Raw genomic sequence first — 21899 nt, forward strand, 5'->3', positions numbered from 1 at the left:
CGAGTCAACGCAAGTCGGTGGACCCACGCCGGAGACCTCCGCGTTGCCTGCACAGAAGGGCGAGGCTGCGGTCAGAAGCTGTTGTCGTTCCGATCGGTGCGGTCGCCGACATCCGCGGCGGGAACGCTGCACGCACCTGGTGAGTTCACCGGACATGGCGAGCACGGTGTGACAGGTCACCCCGGCACCGGCCGAGTCCGTGGTCGCCGGGTTCAACGCCGACACCGCCGGGTGGTTCCTTCTGCAGATCCCCCTTTACGCGCCCCGGCAGCATGCTGGTGGAGGCTCTGGCCCGGTGGCTGGATTCCAGGTCAGCCGATTTCGCTGTAGCCGGTCTTCACTCCGAGGACAAGTGCACGCAGCGCACCCCGGCTTGTCACCAGAACGGCATCCGAGTTCTCGCTCTCGCGGATTGCGATGAGGTCCGCGTTCGCTGCGGCGACCTCAACGCAGGCATTGCCGGAGGCCTCCGAGAACGAGGACTTGATCCAGTTCAGCTCGGACAACTCGGGCAAGGCGAACTCCTCCTACAGTTCTCCGGCGATCTCAAGGATGAGATCCCTCGACTCACTCGGATTCAACGCGACCTGTTCGACCAAGTCCAGCCGACGTCGGAAGTTGGCCAACTGGGTCGGTGAGTCCATGAAGACGGCACCGATCGGAGAGTCCACCTCAACGGTGTCCAAGTGGTGGCTGGCGGCGGACACGTACATCAGAGTGTCCCCGGCCATGGGGAAGCCCTCGGCCGTGAAGGGGATCACGAGCAACCGGACATTGAGGCGTTCGCTCTCCTCCAAGAGGTGCTCCAACTGGGCCTTGGCCACTTTGCGCCCCCCGGTACGAAGCCGAAGAGCCGCTTCGTGGACCAAGCCCACGTAAGGCACCCGGTCGGTCGCCACCACACTGTGCCGGGCCAGCCGATGGGCCACCCGCATTTCGACTTCCAACCTGGGCAAGGCAGGCACGAAGAGGTCAAAGAGGGCGCGAGCGTGATCCTCGGTCTGGAAGAGGCCGGGAATGTGAGCTGTCTGGAGTGTGCGCAAGCTCGTCGCGTGGTGCTCCAGTTCCGCCACGTCCAGGAAGTCCGGCGGGATCTTGCCCCGGTATTCGTCCCACCAGCCTCGCGGGCGCCCTCCGGTCATCGTGGCGAGGGCATCGATCAGTTCCGGATCGTCGCACTCGTAGATGCTGGCCAGCCGGCGCAGCCGTTCCTCGCTGATACCGAATCGCCCTGACTCGATGTTGGAGATCATCGTGCGGTCTGCCCCGAGCCGTTCGGCGGCAACGGGTGCTGACATGCCGACTGCATCGCGCAGCCGACGGAGTTCTGCACCGAAACGACGCTGACGGATGGTGGGGGCTTGGCGTGGCGCCATGGATCAACTCCTTGCTCGCGCGCACATCTTGCCGACCTTGCGGTGTGGGCGTCCACCGGAATCGCATATATGACCCGTTTTAGTGAAGTGGGTAGCACGAGTAGTACTCATGACTCTAGGTTGTGACCTGCGCCACTTGCTCGGTTGCCGTTACGGCGGAAGCGCACCGATCCGTCCCGCCCACCCGGGAAGGCGGGCCCTGGAGCGGCATTGCCACCGCCACCACGGCAGTAACCACCCGTGGCGCACATTTACTTGTCACCACTCGCACGCACCCCAGGAGGTGCCCGTGAGGGCTGAACCCACCCCCTACGCCCCGCACATCCACCAGCACCCCGTCCCCATCCCGTTCACTGAACCTTGGAGTTACGAGCTGGCCTTTCCCTGTGACCCGCGCAGCCCCCGAATCGCCCGCACCACCCTTCGCGCCGTTCTCGGTGCGCACAAACTCGACGAACTCAGTTACCGCGCCGAGCTGTTGACGTCCGAGCTGACTACTAACTCCGTACGGCACACCAAGGGGCCCGCCTCCGTACGGCTCCAGTGGCGGCACCCCGTGCTCCGGGTCAGTGTGTGGGACATGAGCCCGGATCTTCCCGAGCCGTATGCACCGTCCGCGCACCCCGACGCCGAAACCGGGCGGGGCATGGCCATCCTCGAACTCGTCGCCGACCGCTGGGGAGGCTGTGCCATAGGGGAAGGGGCGTACGGACCGGGCGGCAAGACCGTCTGGTTCGAGCTCACCATCGGCGCCTGATGGGAGATACGGATCAGGGAGACGACCGGGTTCGTTTCCGCCGACACAGGCGAGCCCGACGGTGCCGGAATCGGCGACCTCTGAGGTCAGGACGTGTCCCCGCCGGTCATTCCGCATGCGCCCCGCTCGGTCACGTCCGACCCCTGTACGGGCGTGGCCGAGCGGGGTGGACCGTGGCGTCAGGAAGCCTGGCGCAGATACACGTCCCTGGCGAAGAATTCCGCCAGGACCGGGGCCATCGCCTGGGGCGCCAGTTCGCGTGTCTGGCCCGTCAGGGTGCGGTGGCGGGCGCGCGGGAGTGCGTCCGCGAGGGCGTGGGCCGACAGCCGGGCCCGGGTGGTACTGAAGCCGCCGCAGACCACCAGTGTGCGCGCCGTGACGGACGCGAACCGCTCGGCCGGAATCGTGCCGTCGTCGAGGACCGCATCGTCGTACGCCAGTGTGTGCGCCATCGACACCAGACCGCGCCAGAGCGGTGCGCGCCGCATCCGGGCGATCATGTCGGCCGGGACGCCCGTCACGGAAAGGAACAGCTCCACGGCCCCGCCGCGGTCCCCGGCGGACAGCAGCCGGTGCAGCCGGGCCGTGCAGCAAGCCTTGAACTGCGCTCCCGAGGCCCCGGGGGTGTACGGCGGTTCGTACACCGCCAGCAGGTCGACGGGCAGCCCGGCCGCCTGGGCCTCCAGGGCCAGCGCCCCGCCGGCCCCCACGCCGAACACCGAGGCCCGGCCGCCCACCGCCGCGACCAGTGCGGCCAGGTCCTCGATCTCGCGTCCCACCGCGTACGGCCCGCTGTCGCCGCTGGAGCCGCGGCCGCGCCTGTCGTACGTGACGACTTCGAAGCGCGGAGCGAGGATGCGCGCCAGAGGGGCCTCGGTCGCCGCCGTGCTCAGTGCCCCGCCGACCAGGATCACCGGCGGTCCTTGGCCGCGGCGCCGGTACGCGATCGCGGTGCCGTCGCGGGAGAGAGTCTTGTCCATGTGAGGGTTGACTGCGATGGTGCGGAAAAGTCATCGCCGCGGCCGTGAATCTTTTGAGGTTCTTCAAATCCGCAGGTCGCAGCGGTGCTTGGCGATCAGTCGGAGATGGTTTCGGTGTCGTAGAAGCAGAAGTGGTTCTTGATCGCGGCGACTTCGGGCTTTGGTTCCGGATACGCCCAGACGAGATCGGCCGCGTCCGGCAGCGACCAGTAGGAGGCCTCGCCCTTGAACGGGCAGTGGGTATGGGTGTCCGAAGCCGTCAGGAGTTCGGTACGGACGTCCCCGGGCGGCAGGTAGTAGCGGACCGGACAGCCCGTCTCGCGCAGGACGAGCGGGCGCCTGCTCTCGGCGAGCACCTGTCCGTCGCGCACCACACGTACATGCTCGGTGCCGGGTTCGACGGTGATGATGTGTCCTCGTGTGGAAGTCATGTCTGGTTCAGCGGTGCCACGGGCCGGTTTCTTCCCCGGCGTCGGCCGGATTTCCACCTGTCCGCCCGGGGATGTCAGCGGTGGCCCTTACGGTGTCCGCATGAATATCTGCGTTTTCCTCTCCGCCGCCGACCTCGACGACCGCTACACCCAGCCCGCCCGCGAATTCGCCGAACTGCTCGGCCGGGGCGGACACACACTGGTCTGGGGAGGGTCGGAGAGCGGCCTGATGAAGGTCGTCGCCGACGGGGTGCAGGCATCGGGCGGACGACTGGTCGGGGTGTCGGTCGACTTCCTGGCCGCGAAGGCGCGTGCCAACGCGGACGAGATGGTGATCGCGCGCGATCTCGCCGAGCGCAAGGCGCTGCTGCTGGAGAAGGCCGACGCGATCGTGATCATGGTGGGGGGTACCGGGACGCTCGACGAGGCGACCGAGATCCTGGAGCTGAAGAAGCACGGCAAGCACGACAAGCCGGTGGTCCTGCTCAACACGGCGGGCTTCTACGACGGGCTGCGCCAGCAGTTCCAGCGCATGGAGGACGAGGGCTTCCTGCCCATCCCGCTGACCGACCTGGTGTTCTTCGCGAAGGACGGCGTGGGCGCCCTGGCCCACCTGGAGGAGTGGTCCGGCCTGCAGTGATGCGGGGGCGGCGGGTGCGGGGGGCGGTGAGCCGCCTGCGGTGACCGGCCCGCGGCGGCCGGCTTGCAGTGACCGGTCGGCGGGGTGCGGCCGGGCAGGGTGCGATCATGGGGGGCATGTCCACTCACGTCATCACCGGGGCCGGCTCCGGCATCGGCGCAGCTGTCACCCGTCGTCTTCTGGAACGCGGGGACGAGACCGTGCTGCTGGCCCGTGACGCGGGCCGTGCGAAGGAGCTGGCCGAGCTCCACCCCGGCGCTCGTACGCTCGTCGGTGACCTCTCCAACCCGGACCGGCTCTCCTGGGCGTTCGCCCAGCAGGCGGTGCCGGAGCGGGTCGACTCGCTGCTGCACATCGCGGGCGTCGTCGAGCTCGGCAAGGTCGGTGAACTCACGCCCAAGGCATGGCACTTCCAGCTCAACGCCAACCTGGTCGCGCCCGCCGAGCTGACCCGGCTCCTCCTGCCGCAACTGCGGGTCGCCCAGGGCCATGTGCTCTTCGTGAACTCGGGCTCCGGCCTCGCCGCACACGCCGAGTGGAGCGCGTATGCCGCGAGCAAGCACGGCCTCAAGGCGCTCGCCGACTCGCTGCGCCACGAGGAGCACGCGAACGGCGTCCGGGTGACCTCCGTCTACCCGGGGCGCACCGCCAGCCCCATGCAGGCCAAGGTCCACCAGCAGGAAGGCAAGGAGTACGACCCCTCCCGCTGGATCGCCCCGGAGTCGGTGGCCACCACCATCCTGATGGCCATCGACCTGCCGCGCGACGCCGAGGTCAACGACCTCACGGTGCGCCCCGGACGCTGAGCGTCCGGTTGCCGGGCAGGGCCGGTGCCGGACTGTCGCGCGGGATGCTGCCCGAGGAGGTCCGGGCCGCCCCGCGACGGGCCCGGCCGCCCGGACCGTAGGCTTCCCATGTGAGCGAGAAGAGCAAGTTCAGGGGTTGCCCGGCCACCGGAATCGGTTCCATGCCTGGGGGAGACGCCCGGGAGGCGGCCAAGACCGTCACCGGGTCCTTCGGGGACGGCGAGGGCCTGCCGTATCTGGCGGAACTGCCGGCCCGCGGGCCCGGTGCGGACATGATCGGGCGGACCATCGGGCTGCTCGTCGACCTGTACGGGCATGTCGAGCCCAGTGGCTGGCGGATCAGCGACCGGCCAGGACGCGACACCCGCCGGGCCAGGTCATGGCTCGGCGAGGACCTCGATGCGCTGGAGGAGTTCACCCAGGGGTATGAGGGACCGCTCAAGGTCCAGGCCGTCGGTCCCTGGACGCTGGCCGCCGCACTGGAACGGCGGGGCGGCGAGGCCGCGCTCGGCGATCTGGGGGCCTGCCGCGACCTGGCGGGCTCGCTGGCGGAGGGGCTGCGCGCCCACCTCGCGGAGGTACGGCGCAGGGTGCCCGGCGCCGAGGTGATCCTCCAGCTCGACGAACCGTCGCTGACCGGCGTACTGCGCGGGCAGATCAGGACGGCGAGCGGCTACCGCACCTACCGGGCTGTGGACCGCCAGGTCGTGGAGGGCACCCTGCGCGATGTCCTGGGGGCGGGCGGGGACGGGGCGACGGTCGTTCACACCTGTGCGCCCGACGTGCCGTTCGCACTGCTGCGCCGGGCCGGGGCCGACGGTATCTCGTTCGATTTCTCATTGCTCACCGAGCGTGAGGAGGAGGCGATCGGGGAAGCCGTCGAGGGCGGCACTCAGCTCTTCCTCGGCGTGGTTCCGGGCACCGACCCGGCCTCAGGTGGATTGTCAGACCCGGGCGGTAGCGTCATGGGTGTCAGGACGCTGTGGCGCAGGCTGGGGCTGAATCCGGGGACTTTGACGGAGTCCGTGGTGATCACCCCGTCGTGCGGGCTCGCGGGTGCCTCGCCCGCGTACGCACGCGCCGCGCTCGCCCACTGCGCCCGGGCCGCGAGATCGCTCGCAGACAACCCTGAGTAACGGGGCAACGGGTAACGGGAGGACGAGACGATGGCCGGCGAACAGCAGATGGCAGTGCCCTCACAGGCGCAGGAGCAGCACGCACTCCTCGCGGAGCAGATCGAGGAGCACCGCTTCCGGTACTACGTGAACGACCAGCCGGTCGTCAGTGACGCCGAGTTCGACCGGCTGATGCGCGCGCTGGAGGCCCTGGAGGAGACGTATCCGCAGCTGCGCACCCCGGATTCGCCGACGCAGAAGGTCGCGGGTCCGTACCTGACGGAATTCACCTCCGTCGAGCACCGCGAGCGGATGCTCTCGCTGGACAACGCCTTCGACGATGGGGAGTTGGCGGCCTGGGGCGAGCGGATCGCCAAGGACGTCGGCACCGCCGACTACCACTTCCTGTGCGAATTGAAGGTCGACGGTCTCGCGGTCAACCTCACCTATGAGCACGGGCGGCTGACCCGGGCCGCGACCCGCGGCGACGGCCGCACCGGCGAGGACATCACCCCCAACGTCCGTACGATCGCCGAGATCCCGCACCGGCTGAAGGGGGAGCGGATTCCGGCGCTCGTCGAGATCCGCGGTGAGGTCTTCTTCCCGATGGAAGCCTTCGAGGAGCTCAACGCCCGCCTTGTCGAGGCCGACGACAAGCCATTTGCCAACCCGCGCAACGCGGCGGCGGGTTCACTGCGCCAGAAGGACCCGAAGGTCACCGCCACCCGTCCGCTGCACATGGTGGTGCACGGCATCGGCGCCCGAGAGGGCTTCGACATCGACTGCCTCTCGCAGGCCTACGAGCTGCTGCATGAATGGGGTCTGCCGACCGCCAGGCACAACAAGGTGGTGGACTCCCTCGACGAGGTACGGGAGTTCATCGCGTACTTCGGTGAGAACCGGCACTCCGTGGAGCACGAGATCGACGGCGTCGTCGTCAAGCTCGACGAGATCCCGCTCCAGGGCCGGCTCGGCTCCACCTCGCGCGCCCCGCGCTGGGCGATCGCCTGGAAGTACCCGCCGGAGGAGGTCAACACCAAGCTGGTGAACATCCGGGTCGGCGTCGGACGCACCGGCCGGGTCACCCCGTACGCCCAGGTCGAGCCGGTAGAGGTGGCGGGCTCCGAGGTCGAGTTCGCCACCCTGCACAACCAGAACGTGGTGAAGGCGAAGGGCGTCCTCATCGGGGACACGGTGGTGCTCCGCAAGGCGGGCGATGTGATCCCGGAGATCCTCGGCCCGGTCGTCGATCTGCGCGACGGCACCGAGCAGGCGTTCGTGATGCCGTCGCACTGCCCCGAGTGCGGTACGGAGCTGAAGCCCATGAAGGAGGCCGATGTCGACGTCCGCTGTCCCAACGCGCGTTCCTGTCCCGCGCAGTTGCGCGAGCGCCTCGCCTATCTCGCGGGCCGCAAGTGCCTCGACATCGACCACTTCGGCTATGTCGCGGCCGCGGCCCTGACCAAGCCGCTGGAGCCTGCCGAGCCGCCGCTGTGTGACGAGGGCGATCTCTTCGGGCTGACCGCCGAGCAGCTGCTGCCGATCCGGGCCTATGTCCTGGACCAGGACAGCGGACTGCCCAAGCGCGATCCGAAGACCGGTGAGGAGAAGGCCGCCTGGGTCTTCGCCAACCAGCAGGGCGAGCCGAAGAAGAACGCCCTCGCCATGCTCGATGCCATCGCCGCGGCCAAGGGCGTTCCGCTGGCCCGGATCCTCACCGGGCTCTCCATCCGCCATGTGGGCCCGGTCGCGGCCGAGGAGCTGGCCCGTCAGTTCCGCTCCATCGACCGGATCGACGAGGCGACCGAACAGGAGCTCGCCGATGCCGACGGGGTCGGCCCCATCATCGCCGCCTCGGTGAAGCAGTGGTTCGCCGAGGACTGGCACCGGGAAATCCTGCGCAAGTGGCGGGAGGCCGGGGTCCGGATGGAGGACGAGGGGGCGGGGGAGAAGGTGGGACCGCGACCGCTCGAAGGACTCACCGTCGTCGTCACCGGCACGCTGGCCGGGCACACCAGGGACGGCGCGAAAGAGGCGCTCCAGAGCCGGGGGGCGAAGGTCACGGGTTCCGTCTCGAAGAAGACCTCCTTCGTGATCGTCGGCGAGAACCCCGGCTCGAAGTACGACAAGGCAATGCAGCTGAAGGTGCCCGTGCTGGACGAGGACGGCTTCGCCGTACTGCTCGAACAGGGTCCGGATGCCGCGCGCGAGACAGCCGTACCTGTCGGAGAGCCGGCGGAATAGGACAGTTCCCCGTCGGAGAACCGATGGACAGGACAGCCCCCTGTCGGACAACCCCGGCATGGGACCGATCGGTGGGCGAGCGGCGAACAAGACGATGCAGAAAGGGTGTAGAGGGGCGAAAGCGAAAAGGGTTGTCGTCGGGGACGGGGTTCACCCGATCGGCGCATACCAGGTGCTGACGGACGGTCGGTCCGCATTCGGGCAAGAGCTGTAGAGCGCTGCCCGTAGAAGCCTTCTGCGGCCTACTGTTGAGATGTGAGCCTGCCATGCCCGGCCACAGCGTGGGAAGTCGGGTCGTGTGGCGTGGAGTTGAACCATCGGGCGACATCGGCACCGCCGGCTGTGAGAGGGACGGAATGAAACCGACCGAGAGCGCCGCACCGGTGTCGCGGCTGCAAGGTTTCGTCGGCCTCACGCCCAAAGTGGGGGCCGTCATCGTGGCGATCGCCGTTGTTCAGCTCGCGACCGGTTTCTACCGGACCGTGAGCGAAGGACACGCGCTCTTCCCCGACGGCAGGGTCGGCTGGTCCCTCGCCGTCCTCACCGGAATCATCGTCGGTCATCTGGTCGCGCTCGGACGCGACCGCTGGTGGGGTGGCACCGGTTCCGGGGCCGCCCTCACCCTTGCCGTGCTGTTCCTGTACGGCTGGGTGCCCGCCGGTCTGGTCAGCCTGGTCGTCGTCGTCCTCGTCGGCGTGGCCCGCAGACACCGCTGGTGGCAGGGGCTGCTGCACGGCGCGGTGGACATCCTGGGGATAGGCGCGGCAGCCCTGGTGCTCGCCGCGTTCGGTGAGGTGCAGACGGTCGAGTCGCCCTCGCAGCCACTCGACTGGGGCATCGCCGCCGTGCCGGAAGTCCTCCTGGCCGCCTCCACCTATCTTCTGGTGACCCGGGTCCTGCAGTGGTACGCACGGGCGCCCCAGGGCGGCGGGCTGCCGACCATCGCCCGCACCGCCCTGCTGCGCCAGGGCCTCGTCGCGGTTGCCCTGCTCGGCATCGCACCGCTGATCTGTGTCGTCGCGATGGCCATGCCCGTACTCCTGCCGCTCTTCGCGGCCCCGTTGATCGCCCTGGAATCCACCCTCCGGATCGCCCGCGCCCGGGCCGAGGAGCAGCTGCGTGACCCGCTGACCGGACTGCCCAACCGGCAGTGGCTGCTGGAACGCACCTGGACGGCCCTGGAGGACGCCGAGGCCATCGGCACCAGGTCCGCTCTCGTCCTGATCGACCTCGACCGTTTCCGTGCGGTCAACGACACCCTCGGTCATCTGGCGGGGGACCGGCTGCTGCTGCAGATAGCGGAACGTCTCAGACTCGCGCTCCCGCGAGGAGCGGAGGCCGCGAGGCTCGGTGGTGACGAGTTCGCCGTGCTCCTGCCGACCGCTGACTCCGCCACCAGTGCCCAGCGGGTCGCCCGCCATCTGGTCGCCGAGCTGTCCTCCCCGCTGGACCTGGACGGTCTGACCCTGGTGCTGGAGGCGAGTGCCGGGGTCGCGGTCTACCCGGACCACGCACTGGACGCCGAAGGGCTGCTCAGGCGCGCGGACGTGGCGATGTACCAGGCCAAGCGCGACCGTACGGGCGTCGAGGTGTACGAGTCGAAGCGGGACAGCAACACCCCGGACCGGCTCGGGCTCCTGGGCGATCTGCGGCGTGCGCTGGACGCCGGCGAGGTGGAGCTCCACTACCAGCCGAAGGTCCGCTTCGACGGCCAGGTGGCCGGTCTCGAAGCGCTGGTGCGCTGGGTGCATCCGGAGCGCGGGCGGGTCCCTCCGGACGAGTTCATCGCCATCGCCGAGTCGTCCGGCCTGATGCCGCACCTCACGGAGTACGTCCTGGAGACGGCGCTGGCCCAGGTCGCCCGGTGGCGGGCGCAGGGGCTGTTCGTCCCGGTCGCGGTCAACGTCTCCCCGCGCGACGTCCACACCCCCGGATTCGCGGGCGGTGTCGCGGCCCGGCTCGCCCGGCACGGTGTACCGCCCGGGGCGCTGCAGCTGGAAATAACGGAACACGTGCTGCTGGAGGACCCGCAGCGCGCCGCCGACACCCTCGCCGGACTCACCGGACACGGTGTGAAGATGTCCCTCGACGACTTCGGTACGGGGTACTCCTCGCTGGTCCATCTGCGCCGGCTGCCGGTCAGCGAGCTGAAGATCGACCGGTCGTTCGTGGCCCGTCTGGCCATCGACAACGAGGACGCGGAGATCGTCCGCTGCACGATCGACCTGGCTCACTCGCTCGGTCTGCTGGTCGTCGCGGAAGGGGTCGAGGACGACGAGACCTGGGAGCGGCTGCGGGATCTGCGGTGCGATGCGGTGCAGGGGTGGCTGGTCGCCGCTGCGATGCCGCCGCAGGAGACGACGGCCTGGCTGCGGGCACGGGGTGAGCACGGGTGGCGTCGGCCGGCGGAGCTGGCCGCTGCGGCTGCCGCAGCGGCGGCAGCCGCAGCCGCAGCGACGCCCGAGCTGGAGCGTCCGTCCGGGCGGGCGGTCGAGTCGCGGCCCGCGACGACGTGAGTGCGGGGGTGCGGTGTGTGGGCACCGGGGGCGTCCGGTGGCCGCTGCGTCTTCGATCGCCGGGCGGGTCCGAAACGCCGGACGGGCTTGTAACCGGCGTCTGACCAGGGTGTTCGCCCGGGTGGCGGGAGCGGCTGTGGGCGACACCATAGGATTGGGCCAAAACCACACACCAACCCCTGAGGATCGCTGCATGCCTGGCATCACGCGCGAGGAGGTCGCCCACCTCGCCCGGCTGGCGCGTCTGGAGCTGAAGGGCGAAGAGCTCGATCACTTCGCCGGTCAGCTCGACGACATCATCGGCGCGGTCGCCCGCGTCTCCGAGGTCGCCGACCAAGACGTACCGCCGACCTCCCACCCGCTGCCGCTGACCAACGTCATGCGCGCGGACGAGGTCCGTCCGTCGCTCACCCCCGAGCAGGCGCTCTCCGGCGCCCCGGCCCAGGAGCAGCAGCGTTTCAAGGTGCCGCAGATCCTGGGGGAGGACTAACAGCCATGACGGACAACAGCACCATCATCAAGCTCACCGCGGCCGAGATCGCCGCGAAGATCGCGTCCGGTGAGCTCACGGCCGTCGAGGTCACCGAGGCCCACCTGGCCCGGATCGACGCGGTCGACGAGAAGGTCCACGCCTTCCTGTACATCGACCGCGAGGGCGCGCTCGCGCAGGCCCGTGCCATCGACGCCAAGAGGGCGGCCGGCGAGAAGCTCGGCCCGCTGGCCGGTGTCCCGCTCGCGCTGAAGGACATCTTCACCACCGAGGGCGTGCCGACCACCGTCGGCTCCAAGATCCTCGAAGGCTGGATCCCGCCGTACGACGCGACCCTCACCAAGAAGCTGAAGGCCGCCGACGTCGTCATCCTCGGCAAGACCAACATGGACGAGTTCGCCATGGGGTCCTCCACCGAGAACAGCGCCTACGGCCCGACCGGCAACCCGTGGGACCTCACCCGCGTCCCGGGCGGCTCCGGCGGTGGCTCCTCGGCCGCGCTCGCGTCGTACGAGGCCCCGCTCGCCATCGGCACGGACACCGGCGGTTCCATCCGCCAGCCCGCAGCCGTCACCGGCACCGTCGGCGTCAAGCCCACCTACGGCGGCGTCTCCCGCTACGGCATGGTGGCGTTCTCCAGCTCCCTGGACCAGGGCGGGCCCTGTGCCCGTACCGTCCTGGACGCGGCCCTGCTGCACGAGGTGATCGCCGGGCACGACCCGCTCGACTCGACGTCCATCGACGCCCCGGTCCCGCCGGTCGTCGAGGCAGCACGCAACGGCAGCGTCGACGGCATGCGCGTCGGTGTCGTCAAGCAGTTCGCCGGTGAGGGCTACCAGGCCGGTGTCGTCCAGCGCTTCAACGAGTCGGTCGAGCTGCTGAAGTCGCTCGGCGCCACGATCGTCGAGCTGGACTGCCCGTCGTTCGACCTGGCTCTGTCGGCGTACTACCTGATCGCGCCGTCCGAGTGCTCCTCCAACCTGGCCCGCTTCGACGCCATGCGTTACGGCCTGCGGGTCGGCGACGACGGCACGAGGTCCGCCGAGGACGTCACCGCGCTCACCCGCGAGGCCGGCTTCGGCGACGAGGTCAAGCGCCGCGTCATCCTCGGTACGTACGCCCTCAGCTCCGGCTACTACGACGCGTACTACGGCTCGGCGCAGAAGGTCCGCACCCTCATCACCCAGGACTTCGAGAAGGCCTTCGAGCAGGTTGACGTCATCGTCTCCCCGACGACGCCCACCACCGCCTTCCCGATTGGCGAGCGCGCCGACGACCCGATGGCGATGTACCTCGCGGACCTGTGCACCATTCCGACCAACCTCGCCGGCAACTCCGCCATGTCGCTGCCCTGCGGCCTGGCCCCGGAGGACGGCCTGCCGGTCGGACTGCAGATCATCGCCCCCGCCATGAAGGACGACCGGCTGTACAAGGTCGGAGCCGCCGTCGAGGCCGCCTTCGTGGAAAAGTGGGGCCACCCGCTGCTGGAGGAGGCTCCGTCGCTGTGAGCGCACTGACCAAGGCCAAGGGCTTCAAGAAGTCCAAGACCGGTACGTACCTGTCCATCGGCACCACCGCCTTCGGGGCGCTCGGCGTCATCAAGCAGGCCAGGAAGGCCCGCTTCGAACACGACACGCTCCGACTGATCGACGCCGTTGTCTCCGCCGCCGCCATCGCCACTGGTGTCGCCCTGCTGGTGCGCGAACTCAAGCGCATCGGCGATGACGACGTACTGCTGGGCTGAGAGGGAAGTTTCACCGTGACTGTCACTGACCTGGTGTCGTACGAGGACGCGCTCGCGTCCTACGACCCCGTCATGGGCCTGGAGGTCCATGTCGAGCTCGGCACCAAGACCAAGATGTTCTGCGGCTGCTCGACCGAGCTCAAGCAGGACGCCAACTCACAGACCTGCCCGGTCTGTCTCGGCCTGCCCGGCGCGCTGCCGGTCGTCAACGAGATCGGCGTCGAGTCCGCCGTCAAGATCGGCCTCGCGCTGAACTGCGAGATCGCCGAGTGGTGCCGCTTCGCCCGGAAGAACTACTTCTATCCGGACATGCCGAAGAACTTCCAGACCTCCCAGTACGACGAGCCGATCGCCTACAACGGCTATCTGGACGTCCAGCTGGAGGACGGGGAGATCTTCCGGGTGCAGATCGAGCGCGCCCACATGGAGGAGGACACCGGCAAGTCGACCCACGTCGGCGGTGCCACCGGCCGTATCCAGGGCGCGTCCCACTCCCTGCTCGACTACAACCGTGCGGGCATCCCGCTCATCGAGATCGTCACCAAGCCGATCGAGGGAGCGGGCGCACGCGCCCCCGAGGTCGCCAAGGCGTACGTCGCCGAGCTCCGCGAGCTCATCAGGGCGCTCGGTGTGTCGGAGGCCCGGATGGAGATGGGCCAGATGCGCTGCGACGTCAACCTGTCGCTGCGCCCCAACGGCACCGAGACGTTCGGTACGCGCTCCGAGACGAAGAACGTGAACTCGCTGCGTTCCGTCGAGCGCGCCGCCCGCTTCGAGATCCAGCGCCACGCCGCGGTGCTGAGCTCGGGCGGCACGATCGTGCAGGAGACCCGGCACTTCCACGAGGAGGACGGCTCGACCACGGCCGGCCGCATCAAGGACAACGCCGAGGACTACCGCTACTTCCCCGAGCCCGACCTGGTTCCGGTCGCCCCGGCCCGCGAGTGGGTGGAGGGGCTCCGTAAGGGCCTCCCCGAGCTGCCGCGGCTGCGTCGCAACCGGCTGAAGGAGGAGTGGGGCGTCTCCGACCACGACATGCAGTCCATCCTCAACGCCGGCGCGGTCGACCTGATCGTCGCCACGACCGACGCGGGCGCCCCCTCGGACCAGGCCCGCAAGTGGTGGATGGGCGAGCTGGCCCGTAACGCCAACGAGACCGGCCGCGGCCTCGACGAGCTGCCGATCACGCCGGTGCAGGTCGCCAGGGTGGCCGAGCTCGTCACCTCGGGCGACCTCAACGACAAGCTGGCACGTCAGGTCATCGAGGGCGTCCTCGCGGGCGAGGGCGACCCGGACACCGTCGTCGAGAAGCGCGGTCTGAAGGTCGTCTCCGACGAGGGCGCGCTGAGCACGGCCGTGGACGAGGCGATCGCCGCCAACGCGGCCATCGCGGACAAGATCCGCGGCGGCAAGGTCGCGGCGGCGGGCGCGCTCGTCGGCGCGGTCATGAAGGCCACCCGAGGCCAGGCGGACGCGGCCCGCGTGCGCGAGCTGATCCTGGAAAAGCTCGGCGTCGAGGGCTGATCCCGGAAAGGCCCGGTAACAAGGGCCGATCCTGGGAGGCCGGCCGTCCTGTGCGTGGGCGGTTCCCGTACGTCCCTGAAGGGGCGGTGCACCCGTGAGCCGGGTGTACCGCCCCTTCACCCATCCGAGGAGTCGGAGTCCGCCGAACACCGGCACTGCCGAGATCCTCTCCGTCGTCCTCCTGCTGGGCGTGCCGGTACGCGATCCTCGGCCCTGCTCCCGGTCGTCGCGGCGGCGGGTCCTGGCCCGCTGCTCGCCGCGCTGATCGGCGTGAACCCCGGCCCGGACCTCACGTACGCCGGCTCGCTCGCCGCTCTGTCCGAGCGTCCGCAGCGCCTCACCGGTTGGACTTCCCGGACGACCTGTTGGACGTTCACCACCGAGCCGTACGAAATCCTTCCCGGCGCCACCTGGCTTGATTAGTTTCCCGGCTGTACCACAGGACTCGGGAGGCTCACTTGACCACGGACATTTCACGGCGACGGCTCTTCGCGCTCGGCGGCGGTGCGCTGGGCGTCGCGGCGGCGGGGTCGCTGCTGCCGCCGTCGCTGCAGGCAGCGATCGCCGCGCAGCCGGCGCACTCGGCGGGGTCCGGTGGCGCCGACGGGCTCGGAGCCATCAAGCACGTGGTGATCCTGATGCAGGAGAACCGTTCCTTCGACCATTACTTCGGGACGCTCCGGGGAGTACGCGGCTTCGGCGACCGCAACGCCGTCGAACTGCCCTCCGGCAAGCCGGTCTTCGAGCAGCCCGCTCCGCTGGGCACCTCCGTGCTGCCGTTCCCGGTGCGGGACGCCGCCGAGACGCAGAAGAAGGACCTCCAGTACATCGGCGCGCTCGACCACTCCTGGAGCGGTGGCGGCAAGGCGTGGGCCGGGGGGTGGATGAACGGCTGGGTGACCGCCAAGACGGCCGCCACCATGGCGTACTACGACCGCCGTGACATCCCGCTGCACTACGAACTGGCCGACACGTTCACGGTCTGCGACGCCTACCACTCCTCCATCCACACCTCGACCAGCCCCAACCGCAACCACCTGTGGAGCGGGAAGACGGGCAACGAGGCGAACGGCAAGCGGGCCGTCGGGAACGACGCGTACAGCGAGGGCACGCACCCCGGATACGACTGGGGCACGTATGCGGAGCGGCTGGAGAAGGCCGGGCGCAGCTGGCGTACGTACACCGAGTGGGAGAACTTCACCGACAACCAGATCGAGTTCTTCGCCACCTTCAAGGCGATCGCCCGCAAGGCACTGGCGAAGACCGGCGGCCATACGTACATGGAGTCGTTCTACTCGGCGGTACGGGACGCGGACGCCACGGAGCGGGAGCGGCTGTTCGGTCTGCTCGAAGAGGGTGTCGCCACCCTGGACAAGACCGAACGCAGCCTCTTCGAGCGTGCGCTGCGCCGGGTGGAGACCGGAACCCTGGCCGATGAGTTCGCCAAGGACGTGGCGGCGGGCACGCTGCCCGAGGTCTCCTATCTGGTGCCGTCGGCCGTCGACTCCGAGCATCCGAGCGTCTCTTCGCCGATCCACAGCGCGACGATCGTCTACAAGGTCCTGGACGCGCTGGGCAAGCACCCCGATGTGTGGCGGCACACCGCCGTGCTCATCAACTACGACGAGAACGATGGCTTCTTCGACCATGTGCCGCCGCCGGTCGCACCGCCCGAGGTGGCCGAGGAGCAGTGGGAGGGCAAGCCCACCGGCCTCGGGATGCGGGTGCCGCTGCTCGTGGTGTCGCCGTGGACCGTGGGTGGCTACGTCTGCTCCGAGGTCTTCGACCACACTTCCGTGATCCGCTTCCTGGAGCGCTGGACCGGTGTGGGGGAACCGAACATCAGCGACTGGCGGCGCACCGTCACCGGCGATCTGACCTCGGCCTTCGACTTCAAGCACGCGCGGCGCCGACCCGAGGTGGAACAGCCGGGCGCCATCCCGCCGTTCAGCGGACGCTGGGCGCCGAAGCCGCCGCTCGTGCAGCACATGCCCGTACAGGAGGCCGGGGTGCGCCCGGCCCGTGCGCTGCCGTACCAGCCGGACGCCCGGGCGAAGCTGGTGGACGGGGCGGTGCAGGTGGCCCTCAGCAACACAGGGCGCTCGTCCGCGCATTTCGCGCTGTATCCGTACGCGGGAGAGTTTCCCGTACCGCAGCACCGGGATGTAAGGGGCACGGCGCAATGGACGGTGCCCCTTACCGGCGCGGCGTACCGGTTCACGGTGACGGGGCCGAACGGCTTTCGGCGCGAGTTCGCCGGGTCCGCGAAGGACGGCATTTCGGCCGGGGCCGAGGTCGCCTCGCGGGTCGACGCGCATGAGCGGGATCTGCATCTCACCCTGCGCAACACGGGGCGCACGACGCTCACCTTCACCGTACGGCCGCTGAGCTACGTCGACGAGGCGGACCTGCGGGACTGGACCAGGACCGTCAAGGTCAAGCCGGGGCGCAGCCGTACGGTCGTGCACTCGGCGGCCGACGCACACGGCTGGTACGACCTGGCCGTCACCGTCGACGGGGACGATGCCTTCCGGCGCCGGCTGATGGGACACATCGAGAACGGCCGGGCGAGCGTCTCCGGCTGACCGACCAGCGCGCGCAAAGGCACGGGAGTTCGATGTCCGGCGGAACCGGGGCGCGGCGGGGCGTTTCCTTGATCATGACTGAACCGATCGAGGAATGGCCCGCCGTCACGGTGGGCGCCGACCCCCGGGGCGCTGATCCCGAGAAGGCGGACCCCGTCGTCCTGGAGTGCGCCCGCATGCTCGCCGCCGAACCGGACGGCGAGCATGCCGTTCTGCTGACCTTCGGGCTGGTGAACATGGCGCCGTACGTCATCGGGCGGCGCGGCGACCCTGTCGAGCGGGCCGTTGTGGACGCGCTCGGCGCCGCGGCGGAGGCCATGGACGAGCGGCTGCGCCGGGCGCCCGGCTGCGGGCATGCGGACCATCCGTACACGGGGAGCATGAAGGAGTGGGACACGGATGCGTCTGCGCTGCTCGACGCGCCGGACGCCCAGGTTCCGCTCACCGCGTGGGACGAGGCCGCGGCCTGCCCCCACAACGCCGTCGGATGGGCACGGATCGCCGCCGATGTGATCCTGCCGGGCAGCGTGGGCGGGATCCCCGAGATCATCCCCGAGAGCCACGAGAACAGCGTCCACAGCCTGGGCGGTGTGCTCAACGACTATCCGTACGGCGATCCGTACTGGGACCTGGAGGCCCACGCCACACCGCCCGGCAGCCTCTCCCGGGCCGCTCTCGCCGCGTCGCGCATCTCTACGCCCCCGAAACATGCCCCGCACCCGAACCCGGCCAGGGATTCGGGAGCGAGCTGCTGGCCTGCCCCGCCCACCTGGCGGACATATTGACGAAGGGCATCGCGGAGATCGAGGAGCGGTTCGAGGACGAACTGGAGGCGGAGGAGGAACGACTCGCCGAGTGAAGTGGCCGGAAACCGTTGTGAGTAAGGCCACGAAAGGGACAAAGGATCACCAACGGCTGCCAGAGTGAAGGTTCTCAGGTAATGCGTTCTTTACGGGCAATTCACGTTTTGTTCCGGTAAAGAACCGCGAACCATCAGGGAGCACGTCCGTTGGCTGCCATTGCCCGCTGGTGTATCAGGCACCGTCTCATCGCCGTCCTCATCTGGCTCTTCGCCCTCGGCGGCGCGGCCACCGCGGCGGGTTTCGCGGGTTCTGCCTACTCCAACGACTACGGGGTGCCCGGTACGGAGTCCGGCCAAGCCGCCGAGCTCCTCAAGAGCGGCTTCACGGACATCGGCGGTGACACGGACACCATCGTCTGGCACACCACCGACTCCACCGTGCGGGCCGCCGATGTCCGGCAGACGATGACCCGGACCCTGCACACGGTCGAGGAACTGCCCGGTGTCGGCGCCGTCACCGGGCCGTACGGGGCGTCCGGCGCCGGGCAGATCAGTGCGGACGGACACACCGCCTACGCCACGATCACTTTCGACCAGCAGTCCGACGACATCCCGGTGCAGCAGGCCCAGGAGGTCGTCGACACGGCGAAGGCTGCCGCCGGCGACCACCTCCAGGTGGAACTGGGCGGTTCGGCCATCGCCCTCACCGAAGCGCCGTCCGTCCACTTCAGCGAGGCCATCGGGGTCGTCGTCGCAGCGGTCGTCCTGTTCCTCGCCTTCGGCTCGCTCGCCGCCAGCATGCTGCCCATCGCCACCGCCCTCGTCTCCGTCGGCACGGCGTACGCAGGCATCGTGCTGCTGGGCCATGTGATGACCGTCGCCGACTTCGCCCCCATGCTGGGCATGCTGATAGGGCTCGGCGTCGGAATCGACTACGCGTTGTTCATCGTCACCCGGCACCGCACAGGGCTGCGCAGAGGCATGACGGTCACCGAGGCGGCTCAGAACGCCGTCGCGACGACCGGGCGGGCCGTCGTCTTCGCCGGAGCCACCGTCTGTATAGCGCTGCTCGGCATGCTGATCCTGCGGCTCGGGTTCCTCAACGGCGTGGCGATCGCCGCCTCGCTCACCGTCGTCCTGACCGTGGCCGCGTCCGTGACCCTGCTGCCCGCCCTGCTGTCCTTCATCGGCATGCGGGCGCTGAGCCGGCGCGAGCGCAGACGGCTCGCCGAGCACGGGCTGCAGCCCGAACTGCCCACCGGCTTCGCCGCCCGCTGGTCCGCGTTCGTCGAACGCCACCCCAAGCTGCTCGGGGCGCTCGCCGCCGTGGTGATGCTGGTCCTCGCGCTGCCCACGTTCTCCCTGCATCTGGGCACCGCCGACCAGGGCAACAACGCCTCCTCGTCGACCACCCGGCAGGCGTACGACCTGCTGGCCGACGGATTCGGGCCCGGCGTCAACGGCCCGCTGACGGTTGCCGCGCAGCTCGACGGCGCGGACGACCGGCTGGCGATGGACGGCCTGCCGGCCGTCCTGCGGAGCACCGACGGCGTGGCCTCGGTCGGCCCGGTCACGTACAACAACAGCGGCAGTGCGGCCTTCGTCACCGTCGTACCGAAGTCGTCACCGCAGTCGCAGGAGACCAGTGCGCTCGTCGACCGGTTGCGTACGGACGTTCTCCCGCGGGCCGAGGCGAACACCTCGCTCCGGGCCCATGTGGGCGGGGTGACGGCCAGCTACGACGACTTCGCCCGGATCATCATCGGCAAACTCCCGCTCTTCATCGGCGTCGTCATAGGGCTCGGCTGTCTGCTCCTGCTGCTGGCCTTCCGGTCGATCGGCATTCCGCTGAAGGCCGCCGTGATGAATGTGGCCGCCGTCGCCTCCTCGTTCGGCGTCGTCGTCGCGATCTTCCAGTGGGGGTGGGGGAGCGAGCTGCTGGGGCTGGGCAGCTCGGGGCCCATCGAACCGTTCCTGCCGGTCATCATGGTGTCCGTGCTGTTCGGGCTCTCCATGGACTACCAGGTGTTCCTGGTCGGGCGGATGTACGAGGAGTGGCTGGAGACAGGTGACAACCGTCGGGCGGTCCGGGTCGGCCTCGCCGAGACCGGCCGCGTGATCAACTCCGCTGCCGTGATCATGATTTCGGTCTTCCTCGCGTTCGTCCTCAGCGGGGACCGGGTCATCGCCATGTTCGGTATCGCGCTCGCCGCGGCGGTCGCGCTCGATGCCTTCGTTCTCCGGACGCTGTTGGTTCCCGCCCTGATGCATCTGCTGGGCGGAGCGAACTGGTGGCTGCCGCGCTGGCTGGACCGGCAGCTGCCGCGGATCAGCATCGAGCCTCCCGAGTACCGCGCGCCGCATGCGAAGATCCCGCAAGCAGCGCAAGCAGCGCAAGCAGCGCAAGCAGCGCAAGCAGCGCAAGCAGCGCAAGCAGCGCAAGCAGCGCAAGCAGCGCAAGCAGCGGAATCGGTTCGAGAAGGAGCATGATGTTCGCGATATCCCTGGGCGACGACGGAGCGGAACTGCGTCCGCTGGAGATCTGGCAGGCGGAGGAGTTCCTCGCCCATGTGGACCGGGCCCGCGGGCTCGTCGACCCCTGGATCCCGTTCGCCTCGTTCGTCACCGACCTCGACTCGGCGCGCGCCCTGCTCCGGCAGTACGCGGAGAAGCAGGCGGCCGACACAGGGCGGCTCTACGGCATCTGGCTGGACGGCACGCTCGTCGGCGGTGTCCTGTTCCGGATCTTCGACACGGAGTCCGGGAACTGCGAGGCCGGCTGCTGGCTGGAGTCGGCGGGGGAGGGGCGTGGCCTGGTCACGCGGGCAGCACGGAAGCTGATCGACTGGGCGTTCCACGAGCGCGGCATGCACCGCGTGGAGTGGGATGTGTCCGCCGCGAACACCCGAAGCATTGCCGTGGCCAAGCGGCTCGGCATGACACGCGACGGGGTGCTGCGCGAGAGCTACCTGTACCGCGGCGAGCGGCACGACTTGGAGATCTGGTCCGTACTGGCCCGGGAGTGGCCGGCGCAGAAGGCTTGAGGACGGGGGAGGTGGGACGGGCCGGCGACGGTTTTAAGAGGGTTCTCATCTGGGCCGCCTAGCGTGCGGGACATGAACCCCGGAACTCCCAAGAACCCCACCACTCCCACCGGCTCCGTCGCTCCCGCTGTTCTCGATGATGAGGAGACCGGGGCCGAGGAGAACGCAGCCGACGCGAACGCGGCCGAGGAGACCGCTGCCAAGGACGCGGCGCACAGCCTCGACAAGGGACCGGCCCAAGGCGACGGAGAGCTCGCGGTGGCCGGCGCCGCCGGGGCGGGCTCCGCCTCCGCCTCCGGCTCCGATCAGGATCCCGACCTGGATGTCGACTTCGAGGACCCCGACTTCAAGGACCCCGACTTCGACGACTCCGGCAAGGGGACGTCCGGCCTCGGCTCGGCCGCCGCGGCCGTGGCCGCCGCCGGTCTCGGTGTCGTCGCGCTCAGCGGGTCCTGGACCGGCAAGATCGCCGCCGAGCGCCAGACCTTGATCGGGCAGATCAAGACCTCGAGCGGCGGCACCGCGGCCCAGCAGATCTCCGAGATCTACGGCGACGCCTGGCACTCCACGGCGCTGGTCAACGGCCTGTTCGCTCTGCTCGCCCTGCTGGTCGGCATCTTCGCCCTGATCCGCCCGGCCTTCGGCGCGCCCTCCCCGCACCCGCAGCCCGGCTGGGTGCGCGCGGTCGCGACCGCCGGCATCGCGCTCGGTGTCCTCGGCCTGGTGATCTCCGCCGGTATGTACTTCGACCTCATCCTGCCCCTGCCGACCGTGGGCACCACCAAGTGAGTACGCACCGCCCTACGGCGGTCTAACGACCTCCCCCACGACAGGGAGCCCGCTCC

General features: G+C 69.5%; 19 protein-coding genes and 1 pseudogene. 15 read left to right on the forward strand and 5 right to left on the reverse strand.

The features are described from left to right. Positions 1–178 precede the first annotated feature (178 nt). The 3 genes and pseudogenes from ABTZ94_RS37735 to ABTZ94_RS03040 all read right to left on the reverse strand — a co-directional run. Positions 179–281, reverse strand: a pseudogene (locus ABTZ94_RS37735) (IS5 family transposase); the annotation flags it as partial. 30 nt (positions 282–311) lie between these two features. Beyond that, positions 312–515, reverse strand: a complete 204-nt coding sequence (locus tag ABTZ94_RS03035; protein WP_351196867.1) for a DUF397 domain-containing protein — start codon at positions 513–515, stop codon at positions 312–314. Between the two features lie 12 nt (positions 516–527). Next, positions 528–1376 carry a helix-turn-helix domain-containing protein gene (locus tag ABTZ94_RS03040; protein WP_351196869.1) on the reverse strand — a complete coding sequence of 283 codons (849 nt, stop codon included), beginning with the start codon at positions 1374–1376 and terminating at the stop codon, positions 528–530. Positions 1377–1665: 289 nt separating this feature from the next. On the opposite strand from ABTZ94_RS03040, the gene ABTZ94_RS03045 reads away from it, so the two are divergent. Next, positions 1666–2133, forward strand: a complete 468-nt coding sequence (locus ABTZ94_RS03045; protein WP_351196871.1) for an ATP-binding protein — start codon at positions 1666–1668, stop codon at positions 2131–2133. A 179-nt stretch (positions 2134–2312) separates the two neighbouring features. Here ABTZ94_RS03045 and ABTZ94_RS03050 read toward each other — a convergent pair whose 3' ends face one another. Both ABTZ94_RS03050 and ABTZ94_RS03055 read right to left on the reverse strand, forming a co-directional pair. Continuing rightward, entirely contained in the window at positions 2313–3113 is an 801-nt protein-coding gene (locus tag ABTZ94_RS03050) for an alpha/beta fold hydrolase (RefSeq protein WP_351196872.1), read from the reverse strand. 95 nt (positions 3114–3208) lie between these two features. Next, on the reverse strand, positions 3209–3544 hold the full coding sequence (locus ABTZ94_RS03055) for a DUF427 domain-containing protein (protein WP_351196874.1): 336 nt from the start codon (positions 3542–3544) through the stop codon (positions 3209–3211). 100 nt (positions 3545–3644) lie between these two features. Between ABTZ94_RS03055 and ABTZ94_RS03060 the strand changes: the two genes are divergently transcribed. The 14 genes from ABTZ94_RS03060 to ABTZ94_RS03125 all read left to right on the forward strand — a co-directional run bounded on the left by ABTZ94_RS03060 (position 3645) and on the right by ABTZ94_RS03125 (position 21843). Beyond that, the gene (locus ABTZ94_RS03060) at positions 3645–4184 is read left to right on the forward strand and encodes an LOG family protein (protein WP_351196876.1); all 540 of its coding nucleotides are present in this window, start codon (positions 3645–3647) and stop codon (positions 4182–4184) included. 116 nt (positions 4185–4300) lie between these two features. Continuing rightward, positions 4301–4990 (forward strand): SDR family oxidoreductase, encoded by a 690-nt coding sequence (locus tag ABTZ94_RS03065; protein WP_351196878.1) that lies wholly within the window; start codon positions 4301–4303, stop codon positions 4988–4990. Positions 4991–5100: 110 nt separating this feature from the next. Then, the gene (locus tag ABTZ94_RS03070) at positions 5101–6126 is read left to right on the forward strand and encodes a methionine synthase (RefSeq protein WP_351196880.1); all 1026 of its coding nucleotides are present in this window, start codon (positions 5101–5103) and stop codon (positions 6124–6126) included. A gap of 30 nt (positions 6127–6156) precedes the next feature. After that, a complete protein-coding gene (gene ligA, locus ABTZ94_RS03075) occupies positions 6157–8349 on the forward strand; it encodes an NAD-dependent DNA ligase LigA (RefSeq protein WP_351196882.1) in 2193 nt (730 codons plus the stop codon). Between the two features lie 356 nt (positions 8350–8705). Further along, positions 8706–10865 carry a putative bifunctional diguanylate cyclase/phosphodiesterase gene (locus ABTZ94_RS03080; RefSeq protein WP_351196884.1) on the forward strand — a complete coding sequence of 720 codons (2160 nt, stop codon included), beginning with the start codon at positions 8706–8708 and terminating at the stop codon, positions 10863–10865. Positions 10866–11058: 193 nt separating this feature from the next. Beyond that, positions 11059–11355 carry an Asp-tRNA(Asn)/Glu-tRNA(Gln) amidotransferase subunit GatC gene (gatC, locus tag ABTZ94_RS03085; protein ID WP_015036350.1) on the forward strand — a complete coding sequence of 99 codons (297 nt, stop codon included), beginning with the start codon at positions 11059–11061 and terminating at the stop codon, positions 11353–11355. Positions 11356–11360: 5 nt separating this feature from the next. Beyond that, positions 11361–12863, forward strand: coding sequence for an Asp-tRNA(Asn)/Glu-tRNA(Gln) amidotransferase subunit GatA (gene gatA, locus ABTZ94_RS03090; protein ID WP_351196886.1), 1503 nt, complete (start codon positions 11361–11363; stop codon positions 12861–12863). Next, positions 12860–13099 (forward strand): hypothetical protein, encoded by a 240-nt coding sequence (locus ABTZ94_RS03095; RefSeq protein WP_351196888.1) that lies wholly within the window; start codon positions 12860–12862, stop codon positions 13097–13099. The genes gatA and ABTZ94_RS03095 overlap by 4 nt, the downstream gene beginning before the upstream one ends. Positions 13100–13114: 15 nt before the next feature. Next, positions 13115–14623, forward strand: a complete 1509-nt coding sequence (gatB, locus tag ABTZ94_RS03100; protein ID WP_351196890.1) for an Asp-tRNA(Asn)/Glu-tRNA(Gln) amidotransferase subunit GatB — start codon at positions 13115–13117, stop codon at positions 14621–14623. A 458-nt stretch (positions 14624–15081) separates the two neighbouring features. Then, a complete protein-coding gene (locus ABTZ94_RS03105) occupies positions 15082–17208 on the forward strand; it encodes a phosphocholine-specific phospholipase C (RefSeq protein ID WP_351196892.1) in 2127 nt (708 codons plus the stop codon). 74 nt (positions 17209–17282) lie between these two features. Further along, positions 17283–17993: a hypothetical protein gene (locus ABTZ94_RS03110; protein ID WP_351196894.1), complete on the forward strand. Its 711-nt coding sequence runs from the start codon at positions 17283–17285 to the stop codon at positions 17991–17993. Positions 17994–18217: 224 nt separating this feature from the next. Continuing rightward, entirely contained in the window at positions 18218–20500 is a 2283-nt protein-coding gene (locus ABTZ94_RS03115; RefSeq protein ID WP_351196896.1) for an MMPL family transporter, read from the forward strand. Then, positions 20500–21054, forward strand: a complete 555-nt coding sequence (locus ABTZ94_RS03120; protein ID WP_351196906.1) for a GNAT family N-acetyltransferase — start codon at positions 20500–20502, stop codon at positions 21052–21054. Before ABTZ94_RS03115 ends, ABTZ94_RS03120 begins: the two co-directional genes overlap by 1 nt. A 72-nt stretch (positions 21055–21126) precedes the next feature. Then, complete coding sequence (locus ABTZ94_RS03125) at positions 21127–21843, forward strand: hypothetical protein (RefSeq protein WP_351196898.1); 717 nt, start codon at positions 21127–21129, stop codon at positions 21841–21843. Positions 21844–21899 lie beyond the last annotated feature (56 nt).

The organism is Streptomyces sp. NPDC002785, assembly GCF_040295565.1.
GTDB lineage: Bacteria > Actinomycetota > Actinomycetes > Streptomycetales > Streptomycetaceae > Streptomyces.